Origin of the sequence: Pseudomonas sp. 43(2021) (genome assembly GCF_017490805.1) — a bacterium.
Lineage (GTDB): Bacteria > Pseudomonadota > Gammaproteobacteria > Pseudomonadales > Pseudomonadaceae > Aquipseudomonas.
In genome coordinates, this window is the sequence record NZ_JAFGYJ010000019.1 from 79,582 (window position 1) to 93,928 (window position 14,347).

The 14,347-nt window shown below is 62.9% G+C and carries 11 protein-coding genes; 7 read left to right on the plus strand and 4 right to left on the minus strand.

Features of this window, described 5'->3' with window-relative positions:
* Positions 1 to 9: 9 nt before the first annotated feature.
* The 6 genes from infB to J5M71_RS17425 all read left to right on the plus strand — a co-directional run bounded on the left by infB (position 10) and on the right by J5M71_RS17425 (position 7,373).
* Positions 10 to 2,550: a translation initiation factor IF-2 gene (gene infB, locus J5M71_RS17400; RefSeq protein ID WP_207834352.1), complete on the plus strand. Its 2,541-nt coding sequence runs from the start codon at positions 10 to 12 to the stop codon at positions 2,548 to 2,550.
* Between the two features lie 116 nt (positions 2,551 to 2,666).
* Positions 2,667 to 3,065, plus strand: a complete 399-nt coding sequence (gene rbfA, locus J5M71_RS17405; RefSeq protein WP_063911788.1) for a 30S ribosome-binding factor RbfA — start codon at positions 2,667 to 2,669, stop codon at positions 3,063 to 3,065.
* A 3-nt stretch (positions 3,066 to 3,068) separates the two neighbouring features.
* Entirely contained in the window at positions 3,069 to 3,986 is a 918-nt protein-coding gene (gene truB / locus J5M71_RS17410; RefSeq protein ID WP_013974284.1) for a tRNA pseudouridine(55) synthase TruB, read from the plus strand.
* Positions 3,987 to 4,133: 147 nt separating this feature from the next.
* The gene (gene rpsO, locus J5M71_RS17415; RefSeq protein ID WP_003249971.1) at positions 4,134 to 4,403 is read left to right on the plus strand and encodes a 30S ribosomal protein S15; all 270 of its coding nucleotides are present in this window, start codon (positions 4,134 to 4,136) and stop codon (positions 4,401 to 4,403) included.
* 250 nt (positions 4,404 to 4,653) lie between these two features.
* Positions 4,654 to 6,759 (plus strand): polyribonucleotide nucleotidyltransferase, encoded by a 2,106-nt coding sequence (pnp, locus tag J5M71_RS17420; protein WP_207834354.1) that lies wholly within the window; start codon positions 4,654 to 4,656, stop codon positions 6,757 to 6,759.
* Positions 6,760 to 7,022: 263 nt separating this feature from the next.
* Entirely contained in the window at positions 7,023 to 7,373 is a 351-nt protein-coding gene (locus J5M71_RS17425; protein WP_063911786.1) for a BON domain-containing protein, read from the plus strand.
* A 70-nt stretch (positions 7,374 to 7,443) separates the two neighbouring features.
* Here J5M71_RS17425 and J5M71_RS17430 read toward each other — a convergent pair whose 3' ends face one another.
* The gene (locus J5M71_RS17430) at positions 7,444 to 7,746 is read right to left on the minus strand and encodes a putative quinol monooxygenase (RefSeq protein ID WP_207834355.1); all 303 of its coding nucleotides are present in this window, start codon (positions 7,744 to 7,746) and stop codon (positions 7,444 to 7,446) included.
* Between the two features lie 60 nt (positions 7,747 to 7,806).
* Here J5M71_RS17430 and J5M71_RS17435 point away from each other — a divergent pair, with 60 nt between their 5' ends.
* A complete protein-coding gene (locus J5M71_RS17435) occupies positions 7,807 to 8,220 on the plus strand; it encodes a VOC family protein (RefSeq protein ID WP_010955354.1) in 414 nt (137 codons plus the stop codon).
* 136 nt (positions 8,221 to 8,356) lie between these two features.
* Here J5M71_RS17435 and J5M71_RS17440 read toward each other — a convergent pair whose 3' ends face one another.
* From J5M71_RS17440 to acs, 3 genes are all read right to left on the minus strand, one after another.
* Entirely contained in the window at positions 8,357 to 11,293 is a 2,937-nt protein-coding gene (locus J5M71_RS17440) for a DUF748 domain-containing protein (protein ID WP_207834356.1), read from the minus strand.
* A gap of 78 nt (positions 11,294 to 11,371) precedes the next feature.
* On the minus strand, positions 11,372 to 12,241 hold the full coding sequence (locus J5M71_RS17445; protein WP_207834358.1) for an oxygenase MpaB family protein: 870 nt from the start codon (positions 12,239 to 12,241) through the stop codon (positions 11,372 to 11,374).
* A 42-nt stretch (positions 12,242 to 12,283) separates the two neighbouring features.
* Positions 12,284 to 14,218, minus strand: a complete 1,935-nt coding sequence (gene acs, locus J5M71_RS17450; RefSeq protein WP_207834366.1) for an acetate--CoA ligase — start codon at positions 14,216 to 14,218, stop codon at positions 12,284 to 12,286.
* Positions 14,219 to 14,347: the final 129 nt, after the last annotated feature.

Genomic DNA, 14,347 nt, shown 5'->3' on the forward strand with positions numbered 1-14,347 from the left:
GAGAAGTGCATGACGCAAGTCACGGTGAAAGAACTGGCCCAAGAGGTCGAGGCACCGGTAGAGCGCCTGCTGCAGCAGATGCGTGAGGCAGGTCTGCCGCACACCGACGCCGGTCAGGTAGTGACCGACAATGAGAAGCAGACCCTGCTGACTCATTTGAAGAGCAGCCACAAGAGCAAGGCGGAAGAGCCGCGCAAGATTACCTTGCAGCGCAAAACCACCAGCACCCTGCGTGTCGCCGGTAGCAAGAGCATCAGCGTAGAAGTACGCAAGAAGAAAGTATTCGTGCAGCGCAGCCCGGAAGAAATCCAGGCTGAGCAGAAGCGTGAGCTGGAAGAGCGCCGCGCGGCTGAAAATGCCGCTCGCGAGAAGGTCGAGGCCGAAGTTCGCCAGCGTAACGAAGAGCAGGCTCGCCGTCAGGCTGCCGAAACCGCTGCTGTAGCCCCTGCGCCTGCCGCCAAGCCAGCGGCGGCGCCTGCCGCTGCCCCGGCTCCGGTAGTTGCCGACGCCCCGGCCTCCGAAGATGCCGCTGCCCGTGCTGCCGAGCGCAAGAAGGACGAAGCCCGTCGCAACGAAGGCCGCACCCGTGACGAAGACCGTCGTGGTGGCGAGCGTCGTGGCGAGGCCCCGCGCGTGTCGATCAAGGTCAAGGTCAAGGAGAAGGAAAAGGCCCCGACTCCACGTGCCGCGCCGCGCACCACCGATGAAGAGAGCGATGGCGTACGCCGTGGCCGCGGTGGCAAGAGCAAGCTGAAGAAGCGCAACCAGCACGGCTTCCAGAACCCGACCGGTCCAGTCATCCGTGACGTGACCATCGGCGAGACCATTACCGTCTCGGAACTGGCCCAGCAGATGTCGGTCAAGGCCGCTGAAGTGGTCAAGTTCATGTTCAAGCTGGGTACCCCGGTCACCATCAACCAGGTGCTCGACCAGGAAACCGCTCAGCTGGTCGCCGAAGAACTGGGCCACAAGGTGACCCTGGTCAGCGATACCGCCCTGGAAGACTCCCTGGCCGAATCGCTGAAGTTCGAAGGTGAAGTGGAATCGCGTGCGCCGGTCGTTACCGTCATGGGTCACGTTGACCATGGTAAGACCTCGCTGCTCGACTACATCCGTCGTGCCAAGGTTGCCGCTGGCGAAGCCGGTGGTATTACCCAGCACATCGGTGCCTACCACGTGGAAACCGACCGCGGCATGGTCACCTTCCTCGATACTCCAGGCCACGCTGCGTTCACCGCAATGCGTGCCCGTGGTGCCAAGGCTACCGACATCGTCATCCTGGTGGTGGCGGCGGACGACGGCGTGATGCCGCAAACCCGCGAAGCCGTTCAGCATGCCAAGGCAGCTGGCGTTCCGCTGGTGGTCGCGGTGAACAAGATCGACAAGCCGGGTGCCGACATCGACCGCATCCGCAACGAGCTGGCCGTCGAAGGCGTCACTTCCGAGGATTGGGGTGGTGACACTCCGTTCGTCAAGGTTTCGGCGAAGATGGGTACCGGCGTCGACGAACTGCTCGAAGCGGTCCTGCTGCAGGCCGAGATCCTCGAGCTGACCGCTACCCCGACCGCCCCAGGTCGTGGTGTGGTTGTCGAATCGCGCCTGGACAAGGGCCGTGGCCCGGTGGCGACCATCCTGGTTCAGGACGGTACCCTGCGTCAGGGCGACATGGTCCTGTGCGGTTCCAACTATGGCCGCGTGCGTGCCATGCTCGACGAGAACGGCAAGCCTGTGAAGGAAGCCGGCCCGTCGATCCCGGTCGAAATCCTCGGCCTGGACGGTACCCCGGAAGCCGGTGACGAGCTGTCCGTGGTTGCTGACGAGAAGAAGGCCCGTGAAGTTGCCCTGTTCCGTCAAGGCAAGTACCGCGAGGTCAAGCTGGCCCGTGCTCACGCCGGCAAGCTGGAAAACATCTTCGAGACCATGGGTCAGGAAGAGAAGAAGACCCTCAACATCGTCCTCAAGACCGACGTGCGTGGTTCCCTGGAAGCACTGCAGGGTTCGCTGTCGGGTCTGGGCAACGACGAAGTTCAGGTGCGCGTGATCGGTGGCGGCGTCGGTGGTATCACCGAAAGCGACGCCAACCTGGCGCTGGCTTCGAATGCAGTACTGTTCGGCTTCAACGTGCGTGCCGATGCCGGCGCGCGCAAGATCGTCGAGCAGGAAGGTCTGGATATGCGTTACTACAACGTGATCTACGACATCATCGAAGACGTCAAGAAGGCCCTGACCGGCATGCTCGGCAGCGATGTTCGCGAGAACATCCTGGGTGTCGCCGAAGTGCGTGACGTGTTCCGTTCGCCGAAGTTCGGCGCCATCGCTGGCTGTATGGTCATCGAGGGTACCGTGTACCGCAACCGTCCGATCCGTGTACTGCGCGAAGACGTTGTGATCTTCGAAGGCGAGCTGGAGTCGCTGCGTCGCTTCAAGGACGACGCCTCCGAAGTGCGTAACGGCATGGAGTGCGGTATTGGCGTGAAGAGCTACAACGACGTCAAGGTCGGCGACAAGATCGAAGTCTTCGAGAAAGTCCAGGTGGCTCGTACCCTGTAAGGGGCGAGCGTGGTGCAGGCCCCGCCCCAGGGCGGCTGGCAGCGCCTCTGAAGGTAGCGCCCGGTCAGGCTTCAGCTTGACCGGGCGTTTGCCGCTTTAAGTTACAGGTAGCAAGAATGGCAAAAGAATATAGCCGTACCCAACGCATCGGCGACCAGATGCAGCGCGAGCTGTCGGAGCTGATCCGCCGTGAAGTCAAAGACCCGCGCGTCGGCCTGGTGACCATCACTGCCGTCGACGTCAGCCGCGACCTTGGCCACGCCAAGGTATTCATCACCGTGATGGGCCAGGACGGCGCCGACGCCGTACCGCAGACCCTCAAGGCCCTGACCAGCGCCGCGAGCTTCCTGCGCCTGCACCTGGGCCGTGTGATGCAACTGCGCAGCGTGCCGCAACTGCATTTCCACTTCGACGAGAGCGTCAGCCGTGGTGCCCACCTGTCGGCACTGATCGAGCGCGCGGTCGCTGAAGACCGTCAGCACAAGGATGCCGACCAGCCGGACGCCGAGGAGTAAGCGGTGGCCCAGGTCAAACGTATCCGCCGCAACGTCAGCGGCATCATCCTGCTCGACAAGCCGCTGGGCTTCACCTCCAACGCCGCCCTGCAAAAGGTGCGCTGGCTGCTCAATGCGGAAAAAGCTGGTCACACCGGCAGCCTCGACCCGTTGGCAACCGGCGTGCTGCCGCTGTGCTTTGGCGAAGCGACCAAGTTTTCGCAGTACCTGCTCGATTCCGACAAGGGCTACGAAACGGTCATGCAGATGGGGCAGACGACCAACACCGGCGATGCCGAAGGTGAGGTGCTGCAGACCCGCGAGGTGACCGTTGGTCGCGCCGACATCGAGGCCCTGCTGCCACGTTTTCGTGGCCAGATCAGCCAGATACCGCCGATGTACTCGGCGCTCAAGCGTGACGGCCAGCCGCTGTACAAGCTGGCACGTGCAGGAGAGGTAGTGGAGCGCGAGGCGCGTTCTGTTACTATTGGCCGCTTGGAGTTGCTCGAGTGCGAAGGCACCCGTGCACGGTTGAGCGTAGGATGCAGCAAAGGCACCTATATCCGTACCCTGGTGGAGGATATTGGCGAGGCCCTTGGCTGCGGCGCCTATGTTGCCGAGCTGCGCAGGACCCAGGCCGGGCCTTTCGCGCTGGCACAGACGGTCACCCTCGAGGAACTTGAACAGGCCCACGCCGAAGGCGGCAATGAAGCGCTCGACCGCTTCCTGATGCCCTCGGACAGCGGCCTGCAGGACTGGCCGCTGGTGTGCCTGTCCGAGCACAGCGCGTTCTACTGGCTGCATGGGCAGGCGGTACGCGCACCGGACGCGCCACAATTTGGCATGGTCCGGGTACAGGATCACAATGCACGCTTCATCGGTATCGGTGAAGTGAGCGAAGACGGGCGCATTGCGCCGCGTCGGCTGATTCGGTCGGAATGACCGAAACCGGGGGGCCAGGCAGTTGCCGAACCCCACGGCACCAAGGGTGGCTGTCAGTAGGCACGGTCACACCTTTTTTATTAATACAGGGATCAGTCCCTGGCCTATTGGACCCCGCATGCGGGATCCGTTATCAGGAGAAGCCACATGGCCCTCAGCGTTGAAGAAAAAGCTCAGATCGTTGCCGAATACCAGCAAGCCGCCGGCGATACCGGTAGCCCGGAAGTGCAGGTTGCTCTGCTGACCGCCAACATCAACAAGCTGCAAGGCCACTTCAAGGCCAACGACAAAGACCACCACTCCCGTCGTGGTCTGATCCGTATGGTCAACCAGCGTCGTAAGCTGCTGGACTACCTGAAGGGCAAAGACACCACTCGTTACAGCGCCCTGATCGGTCGCCTGGGCCTGCGTCGCTAATAGCGGCCTGGTCAGTGGTGTGCATGGCGTGTCGCAGGCTTCGACAGGGCTGTTTTGCAGTGCTGCCGTTGGACACGCCACGCGTATCTTCGAGGTTGGCAGCCTGGCAATGCTGAGCGGTTTTTCCGCTTGGTGCCAGGCTCCCAGCCTCGTGTTGTATCTGGACGGTCAATGGGGCCGATTCCCCGTTCTGCCCAAGAATTCGCAAGAAACCAGTTCCCCCAAGAGCCACTGAAAAAGGTAGGAAACCGTGAACCCGGTAATCAAGACTTTCCAGTTCGGTCAATCGACCGTTACTCTCGAAACGGGCCGCATTGCCCGTCAGGCAACCGGCGCCGTGCTGGTTACCGTCGACAACGACGTCACCGTGCTGGTGACTGTGGTAGGTGCCAAACAGGCTGATCCAGGCAAGGGTTTCTTCCCGCTGTCGGTTCACTACCAGGAAAAGACCTACGCCGCCGGCAAGATCCCGGGTGGCTTCTTCAAGCGTGAAGGCCGTCCTTCCGAGAAAGAGACGCTGACCTCGCGCCTGATCGACCGTCCGATCCGTCCGCTGTTCCCGGAAGGCTTCATGAACGAAGTGCAGGTCGTCTGCACCGTGGTTTCCACCAGCAAGAAGACCGACCCGGACATCGCTGCGATGATCGGTACCTCGGCTGCCCTGGCCATCTCCGGCATTCCGTTCGAAGGCCCGATCGGCGCCGCTCGCGTTGCCTTCCACGAAAGCACCGGCTACCTGCTGAACCCGACCTACGAGCAACTGGCTGCCTCGAGCCTGGACATGGTCGTTGCCGGTACCGAATCGGCTGTACTGATGGTTGAATCGGAAGCCAAAGAGCTGACCGAAGACCAGATGCTGGGCGCCGTATTGTTCGCCCACGACGAATTCCAGGCCGTGATCCAGGCGGTCAAGGAACTGGCCGCCGAAGCCGGCAAGCCGACCTGGGACTGGCAGCCAGCCCCGGCCAACGTCGAGCTGATGAACCTGGTGCGCGCCGAGTTCGGCGAAGCCGTTTCGCAGGCCTACACCATCACCCAGAAGGCTGACCGCTACAACCGCCTGGGCCAGCTGCGTGACGAGGCCGTTGCCCGTCTGAGCAACGAAGAGACCGGCCCGTCCGCCGGTGCCATCAAAGAGATCTTCGGCGAGCTGGAATACCGCACCGTCCGCGAGAACATCGTCAACGGCAAACCGCGTATCGACGGCCGTGACACCCGCACCGTGCGCCCGCTGAACATCGAAGTTGGCGTATTGCCGAAGACCCACGGCTCGGCGCTGTTCACCCGCGGCGAAACCCAGGCCCTGGTCGTCGCGACCCTGGGTACTGCCCGTGACGCCCAGCTGTTGGACACCCTGGAAGGCGAGAAGAAAGACCCGTTCATGCTGCACTACAACTTCCCGCCGTTCTCGGTGGGTGAGTGCGGCCGCATGGGCGGCGCCGGCCGTCGTGAAATCGGCCACGGCCGCCTGGCCCGTCGTGGCGTGCAGGCCATGCTGCCGAGCGACAGCGACTTCCCGTACACCATCCGCGTGGTCTCGGAAATCACCGAGTCCAACGGTTCCAGCTCCATGGCTTCGGTCTGCGGTGCTTCCCTGGCCCTGATGGACGCCGGTGTACCGATGAAGGCACCGGTTGCCGGTATCGCCATGGGCCTGGTCAAGGAAGGTGACAAGTTCGCCGTTCTGACCGACATCCTGGGTGACGAAGACCACCTGGGCGACATGGACTTCAAGGTAGCCGGTACCGCCAAGGGTGTTACCGCGCTGCAGATGGACATCAAGATCAACGGCATCACCGAAGAGATCATGGAAATCGCCCTGGGCCAGGCCCTGGAAGCGCGCCTGAACATCCTCGGCCAGATGAACCAGATCATCGCCCAGTCGCGTAGCGAGCTGTCGGCCAACGCGCCGACCATGATCGCGATGAAGATCGACACCGACAAGATCCGTGACGTCATCGGTAAAGGCGGCGCCACCATTCGCGCCATCTGCGAAGAGACCAAGGCTTCGATCGACATCGAAGACGACGGTTCGATCAAGATCTTCGGCGAAACCAAGGAAGCGGCAGATGCTGCCAAGCAGCGCATCCTGGGCATCACCGCCGAGGCCGAGATCGGCAAGATCTACGTCGGCAAGGTCGAGCGCATCGTCGACTTCGGTGCCTTCGTCAACATCCTGCCTGGCAAGGACGGCCTGGTGCACATCTCCATGCTGAGCGATGCTCGCGTTGAGAAAGTCACCGACATCCTCAAGGAAGGCCAGGAAGTCGAAGTACTGGTACTGGACGTGGACAACCGCGGCCGTATCAAGCTGTCGATCAAGGACGTTGCCGCGGCCAAGGCCTCGGGCGTCTAAGCGACTGCCACGCAACAGGAAAAGGGCCCTTCGGGGCCCTTTTTTCATGGGTGAAAGGGAACCTTTTGCGGACTTGCATCTTGCATGCAGGATTATCGTGCGGATTGCAAAATGCACGACTCCGGGAATGCTGGCTGTTTGCTAAGTAATTGATTTGAAAGGAAAAAGACTAAACGGAATAGCTGGCATAGCGCATGCAGCTATCCTCATACCTGTCGCCAGGATGTACGGCGCAGACCTTTCGAAAAACAGGAGTGATCCCTATGAAGAAGTTCGCCATTGCTGCCGCTACTGCTACCGCTCTGACCCTGACCATGGCTAACGCGGCATTCGCCCAGCAGTCCACCCAGGCCCCGATGACGCTGGCGGCCGGTGAGGTGACCAAGACCAAGGAAGCAGCCTCCGATACCTGGATCACTACCAAGGTAAAGGCTGACCTGATGACCGAGAAAGGTGTGCCTGGTGGCGATATCAAGGTCGAAACCAACAAGGGTGTCGTGTCGCTGTCTTCTGACACGGCGGTGACCGCAGCACAGAAAGAGGCGGCCATTGCCATCGCCAAGAAGATCAAGGGCGTGCAGGCCGTGTCGGCTGATGGCCTGAAGTCCGAATAAGGAATGTCCCGTCGGCCAAACGGATTTGGCCACCCATTCAAAAAGGGGCTGCACAGCAGCCCCTCTTCACTTAAAACACCGGATTCCGCGCAATCACATCACTCTCGAAGCATTCCTGCTCAAGGATCAAGGGCTCAACCAACGGCCGACTGTCGCGGAAATGCGCGGTCTGGGTATGCGCTTCGTACGCCGCATCATCACGGTAGATCTCGTACAGGTAGATCACCTCCGGGTCGACCCGGTCCTGCGACACATCGAACACCAGGCAGCCAGGTTCGGTGGCGACGGATGCAGCGGCATTGACCTTGATCGCGGTCAGAAAACCCTCGGCGCAACCGGGCTTCACACGGGTCTTGATGAACAGGCTATACACAAGGCTCTCCTTTTGTTTTAAATTCTATTGCGAATTGTATACAAAAATGGAGCCTCGCCAATGTCCGAATTGCCTGCACGCCCTGGTCGCCTGAATGGCCTGCGTCATATTGCCTTGTTGGTGCCCAACCTCGAGGAGTGCGAACGCTTCTATGTCGATGTGCTGGGCATGGAGGTGCTGAACCGCGCCAACGAAGACCTGGTGTATCTCACTTGTGGTAACGACAACCTGTCGCTGGGGCGCGGGGCAGGGGCGGCCAATGGTTTGCAGACCCTGGACCACTATGGGTTCATCGTCGATAGCGTGGAGGAGCTGGAGGCCTGGTACCAGTACTTCAAGGCGCACGGCGTGACCTTGCTGGACCGGCCGTTCAACCATGGTGACGGGGCGCGCAGCTTCCACCTGCTGGACCCGGCGGGGAACAAGGTGCAGCCGTTGTATCACCCGGCGGTGTCGGGGCAGCGGTTGGTGTGAAGCCTGTACCGGCCTATTCGCGGCGGTTCGGCGCCCCGATGAACCCGCTCCCACCGGGATAGCGCACAGCTCAAGGCGGGCGCATTCCCTGTGGGAGCGGGTTTACCCGCGAAGAGGCCAGACCTGCTGGTAGAGATTATTCGGCATCCAGATGCATCGGCGTCACCACCCGCCCATCGCTCTCGGCCTGGCCCAGGTTGGTATCGATGAAGTACACCCGGTCATCTTCCAGCTGGCCCTTGTCCACCAGGTAGTCCTTGATGCTGCTGGCCCGCTCCTGGCCCAGTGTGCGCAGCAGCGCGGTACTCTCGGCCCAGGACTTGATCACCGCCTCGCGCAGCTTGGCGGTGCGCTCGTCGCGGCCCAGTTGCTCCCATTCGGCAGGCGGCTGCTGCTTCAGGCGGTTACGGTAGATGCCTTCGAGCATCGCCGGTTTGTCGCTGTCGTCGACCACCAGCATCGAGGCATTGGCCGGCACTTTGTCACCGCGACGTTGCAGGATCTTGTACCAGGTGGCCTGGTACTCACGCTCCAGGCGCTGCTGGGCGATCAGCGGGCCATCGCTGGCCTGGGCGCTGGTGCCTTCGATTTCCAGGCGCAGTTCCGGGCGCTCCTTCAGGGCCGATGCCAGTTTGTCCAGCGATGCCTGGGCGTCGCCACTGAGCTCGCTGGAGCCTGGGGCGAAGGCCACGTTGCCCAGGTCTTCCGAGCCACTGCCGGCAACCAGCCCGCCAATGAACTTGAACGGCGCCTGTGCCGCGCGCAACACCAGGTTGCGCAGGGTTTGCCAGACGATCGGCATCACGCTGAACTGCGGGTTGTTGAGGTCGCCGGACACCGGCAGCTCGATCGAGATCTTGCCTTCGGTATCCTTCAGCAGCGCCACCGCCAGGCGGATCGGCAAGTCCACAGCGTCCGGGCTGTCGACCTTCTCGCCCAACTGCAACTGCTCCACCACCACCTTGTTCTCGGCCTTCAGCTGGCCGTTGGTGATCAGGTAGTGCAGGTCGAGGTTGAGCCGGCCCTTGCGGATACGGAAGCCGGCGAACTTGCCGGAGTAGGGTGTCAGTGTGGTCAGCTCGACCCGCTTGAAGCTGGTGGCGATGTCCAGGCTGGCCAGCGGGTTGAACGGGTTGAGGGCGCCTTTGATGGTGACCGGCGCATAGCGGTCGACCTTGCCCTTGACGTTGACCTTGGCCGGCACCGGCTTGCGGTTGTCGATGGTGCCGATCTGGCCGTTGAGCTGCTGGATGGCCGTGGCGAAGTTGGGGGTAAGGGACAGGTCGGCGAAGTTGGCCGAGCCGTCGTTGATGTCGATCTGGCCGATGTGGATACCCAGCGGCTTGTCGTTGCTGGCTGCGGTCGGCCTGGCCTGGCTGGTCGCCGGGGCGCCGGCCGGCTGCGGGATCAGCAGGTCATTGATGTTGGTGGTGCGGTCTTCATTGATGATGAAGCGCGCATAGGGCTGCAGCAGGGTTACCTTGTCGATCGACAGCGCATCGCCGTGCACGTAGGACAGGCCATCGACGTTCACCTGCTGCCATTTGACGAAGTCGCGGCTCTTGATGGTGTCGAGGGTGTGCAACTGGCTGACCTGCGCCTTGCCGGTGATGCTGAAGGCCAGCGGTGCGGTGTTCTTCAGGTCGACCTTGAGGTCGCTGGCGAGCATGCCGCTGCGCAGCTCCAGCAGGATGAACGGGCTGATATAGGCCTGGGCCACCCGCAGGTCGATGTCGCGGCTGCTCACGTCCAGCTTGGCCCATATGGGTGCCAGGTTGACCTGGCCGGCCGCCTGCAGTTTGCCCTGCTTGCCCACGCCGGTATCGAGCTTGAGGGTGAAGGGCGACTGGTTGAGGCTGTCGAAACCTTGCAGGTCGGCGTTGAGCGGACCGACGTCGAGGGCCACCGGCTCTTTCTGGGTGCGGTCTGCCAGGTGCACCAGATAGTTACGCAGTTGCACGTCCTTGAGCAGCACCTGCCAGGGCTTGCCCGGCTCCTTGGCGGCTTGCTGTTCCGGTGTGGGCTCGGCGGCGGCCGGCTCGGCCTTTTCCTTCGGTGTGGCCTTGGCCGGCTGGCTGGCGAACAGCTTCTGCCAATCGAGCTGGCCGTCCTTTTCCAGTGCGGCCCAGGTTTCCAGTTTTTCGCTGCGGAGCTTGCCCACGGTGACCAGTTGCTTGACCAGGTCGACGGAGGTCTCGCTCACTTCCAGGCTGGCCAGGCGCGCCAGCGGGCGACCATCCGGAGCCTTGATGGCGAACGGGGCAATGCGCACCGACGCGTTGTCCAGCAACAGTTCGGTCTGCTTGGCGAGGTTGAGCTTGTAGTGGGTGTCGAGGCTGACCACGCCGTTTTCCAGCACCAGTGGTACGGCATCGCGTACATAGGGCCAGAACGCCTTCATGTTGCCGTCGGTGACCTTCAGTGTGCCTTCAGAGGCGATCGGCGCCAGGCTCAGGGTGCCTTTCCAGTCGATGCGCCCGCCGTTGGGGCCGATGGCCACCAGGTTCATGTCGGCATTGTCGTTGGGCAAGGTACTGAGGTTATTCAGCTCCAGGTTCATGTTGTCGTAGAGGAACTCGATCGGCTCGCTCGGGCGCAGGTCCTCGAAGTGCAGGTAACCGTCGCTGAGCTTGATGCTGCCGATGCGCAGCGGGAACGGGTCGCTGGGCGGCTCGTCGGGCTTGGCTTCGCTTGGGGGCAACTTGAACAGGCGGGTCAGGTTGAGGGTACCGTCCTTGGCGAACAGCACTTCGTTGCGTGGTTTGACCAGTTCCACTGCGTCCAGGTGCAGGGCACCGCTCCACAGGCTGTCGAGCGAGAGGTTGGCGTACAGCCGGTCGAAGCCGACCTGCTCCTTGCCCGGCTCGCCGATCTGCAGGCCCCACAGCGTCAGCTCGAGGCTGAAGGGGTTGAGCTCGATCCGTTCGAGGTGGGCAGGCACGGTTGCGTACTGGGCCAACTGCTGGTTGGCGATGCGCAGCGCGACACCGGGGAGTATGAGAAAGCCAAGAAGGCTGTAGAGGGCTACGAGGGCCAGAAGTGCGCCAGCGGCGCGAGTCAATCCTTTGTACATGTGTCGCTTCGTCTGTCTAAGCAGGAGAGCTTGGAGTATGGCACGTTAAATCAGTTCCGCTGAGGCGACCATTTGATCTCATTCGATACCCATGCGCCGTTTGGCCCGGTGTGCCGAGCCGTCGCGCATCGCCCAGCGCAGTATCGGTGCGGTGCGTTGCAGGCCCAGGCGGATCATGCGCCGCTGCAAAGGGCCGTGCTGCAGGCCGAGCATGGCCTGGGCCCAGGCCGGCAGCAGGTCGATGCCGGCGTGCAGCATCAGCTTGCCCACTGGCTGTGCCAGGCGGCTGGGAGCCGGGGCGTCGAGCAGGATGTCGACCACTTGGTGACTACGGGCATCGCATTGCAACTGCGGGCGCATGCGCTGCAGGTAGTCCTCGACCTGCTGGCACGAGCGCGGCACGTCGCGGGCACCAAGGCGCTCGGCGATCAGCGCGATCTCGGCGTAGTAGGCATCCTGCTCGGCACGCGCAAGGTGCGGGTTGCGGTAACGCAGGTGGGCGGCGAGGAAGCTGCTGACTTCCGCCACATGCACCCAGGTCAGCAGGTCCGGGTCGCTGGCCGCATACGGGCGGCCGTCCGGCGCGGTGCCGGTCACCTGCAGGTGGATGGTGCGCACCTTGTCGATCAGCCACTCGGCATCGCGGGTGGCGCCGAAGGTGGTGCCAGAGATGAACTGGCTGGTGCGGCGCAGGCGGCCGAGCAGGTCTTCACGGAAGTTGGAATGGTCCCACACCCCGGCCAGTGCCAGCGGGTGCAGCAACTGCAGCATGAGGGCACTGATGCCACCGACCAGCATGCTCGGGAAGTCGCCATGTACCTGCCAGCTGATGCTGTGCGGGCCGAACAGGCCGGGGTCGCCCTTGGGCGATTCCAGGTCGAGCTGGCCGAGGGCCAGCCCGGTGAGGCTCATGACCTGGGTTTCGATGCGACGGCGAAGGGCTTCCATGGCGACCTGTGGTTCAGGGCGGCCATGAACAGCGGCCGCCGGTTACTGGTTGAGGCGTTTGTCGATCAGGCCCTGCACCACGCTGGGGTCGGCCAGGGTCGAGGTATCGCCCAGGTTTTCCAGCTCGTTGCAGGCGATTTTGCGCAGTATACGCCGCATGATCTTGCCAGAGCGTGTCTTGGGCAGCGCCGGGGCCCACTGGATCAGCTCGGGCTTGGCAAAACTGCCGATTTCCTTGCTGACCAGCGCCAGCAGCTCGGCCTTGAGCGCGTCGTCCGGCGTTACGCCATTCATGGGCGTGACGAAGGCATACACGCCCTGGCCCTTGAGGTCGTGGGGGTAACCGACCACGGCCGCTTCGGCGACGCTGTCATGCAGCACCAGCGCGCTTTCCACTTCGGCGGTACCGATGCGGTGGCCGGAAACGTTGATCACGTCATCGATACGCCCGGTGATCCAGTAGTCACCATCGGCATCGCGGCGGGCACCGTCGCCGGTGAAGTAATAGCCGGGCATCGGCTTGAAGTAGGTGTCGACCATGCGCTGATGGTCGCCATAGACGCTACGGATCTGCCCGGGCCAGCTGGCCTTGATGACCAGCAGGCCGGCACCGGGGCCTTCGATGAGTTTGCCCTTTTCGTCCAGCAGCACCGGTTGCACGCCGAACATGGGTTGGGTGGCACAGCCGGGCTTGAGCACCTGCGCGCCGGGCAGCGGGGTGATCATGATGCCGCCGGTTTCGGTCTGCCACCAGGTATCGACGATGGGGCAGCGCTGCTGCCCGACAGCCTCGAAGTACCACTCCCAGGCTTCGGGGTTGATCGGCTCGCCGACGCTGCCCAGCAGGCGCAGGCTCTGCCGTGAGGTGCCTTGCAGTGGCCCGTCGCCTTCGCGCATCAAGGCACGCAGGGCGGTCGGGGCGGTGTAGAAGATGTTCACCTGATGCTTGTCCACCACCTGCCAGAAGCGCGAGGTATCCGGGTAGTTGGGCACGCCTTCGAACATCAGCGAGATCGCACCATTGGCCAGCGGGCCATAGACGATGTAGCTGTGGCCGGTGACCCAGCCGACATCGGCAGTGCACCAGAACACCTCGCCTTCACGGTAGTCGAACACCACCTTGAAGGTGAGGGTTGCCTGCAGCAGGTAGCCGCCGGTGGTGTGCAGCACGCCCTTGGGTTTGCCGGTGCTGCCGGAGGTGTAGAGGATGAACAGCGGGTCTTCGGCGCCCATTGGCTCGGCAGCGCAGTCGTCGCCGGCCTTTTCCGTTGCCTCGTGGTACCAGAGGTCACGGCCCTCGGCCCAGGCAACATCGCCACCGGTGCGGCGCACCACGAATACGCTGCTGACCGCAGGGCAACTGGCCAGGGCCTTGTCGACGTTCTGTTTCAGCGGGATGCGCTTGCCGCCGCGCACGCCTTCATCGGCGGTGATTACCGTGCGGCAGTCGGCATCCAGGATGCGGTCGCGCAGGGCGTCGGGCGAGAAGCCGCCGAACACCACCGAGTGGATGGCACCGATACGGGTGCAGGCAAGCATGGCGAAGGCAGCCTCGGGGATCATCGGCATGTAGATGCACACCCGGTCGCCTTTCTTCACCCCGCGTGCTTTCAGCGCATTGGCCAGGCGGCAGACCTGGCGATGCAGTTCGCGGTAGGTGATGGCCTTGGAATCCTTGGGGTCGTCGCCTTCCCACAGCAGGGCGGTCTGTTCGCCGCGTCGGGCCAGGTGGCGGTCGATGCAGTTGTAGCTGACGTTGAGCTGGCCGCCATCGAACCAGCGGGCGTTGCCGGTCTTCAGGTCGCATTGCTGCACGCTCGACCAGGGCTTGATCCAGTCCAGGCGTTTGGCTTGTTCGGCCCAGAAGGTATCGGGGTCGTCCACCGACTGGCGGTAGAGGCGGCGGTACTCGTCGGGAGTGAGGGCGGCGGACTGGCTGACGGCCAGGGCCTGGGGGTAGTTGCGGATATCGAACATGGCGGGTGGTCCTGCTCTTGTAAGGGGCGATGGACTGCAACGGCTATTCGATAGGACAGTGTAGCTGGGAGAGGTGTTCAACCTGTGCCGGCCTCTTCGCGGGCCTGCCCGCTCCCACAGGTACTGAAC

Excerpts from the sequence above, each read along its gene's own strand:
- infB (WP_207834352.1), top strand. The coding sequence starts at position 10 with ATGACGCAAGTCACGGTGAAAGAACTGGCCCAAGAGGTCGAGGCACCG.
- rbfA (WP_063911788.1), top strand. The coding sequence starts at position 2,667 with ATGGCAAAAGAATATAGCCGTACCCAACGCATCGGCGACCAGATGCAG.
- rpsO (WP_003249971.1), top strand. The coding sequence starts at position 4,134 with ATGGCCCTCAGCGTTGAAGAAAAAGCTCAGATCGTTGCCGAATACCAG.
- J5M71_RS17425 (WP_063911786.1), top strand. The coding sequence starts at position 7,023 with ATGAAGAAGTTCGCCATTGCTGCCGCTACTGCTACCGCTCTGACCCTG.
- J5M71_RS17435 (WP_010955354.1), top strand. The coding sequence starts at position 7,807 with ATGTCCGAATTGCCTGCACGCCCTGGTCGCCTGAATGGCCTGCGTCAT.
- J5M71_RS17440 (WP_207834356.1), bottom strand. The coding sequence starts at position 11,293 with ATGTACAAAGGATTGACTCGCGCCGCTGGCGCACTTCTGGCCCTCGTA.
- J5M71_RS17445 (WP_207834358.1), bottom strand. The coding sequence starts at position 12,241 with ATGGAAGCCCTTCGCCGTCGCATCGAAACCCAGGTCATGAGCCTCACC.
- acs (WP_207834366.1), bottom strand. The coding sequence starts at position 14,218 with ATGTTCGATATCCGCAACTACCCCCAGGCCCTGGCCGTCAGCCAGTCC.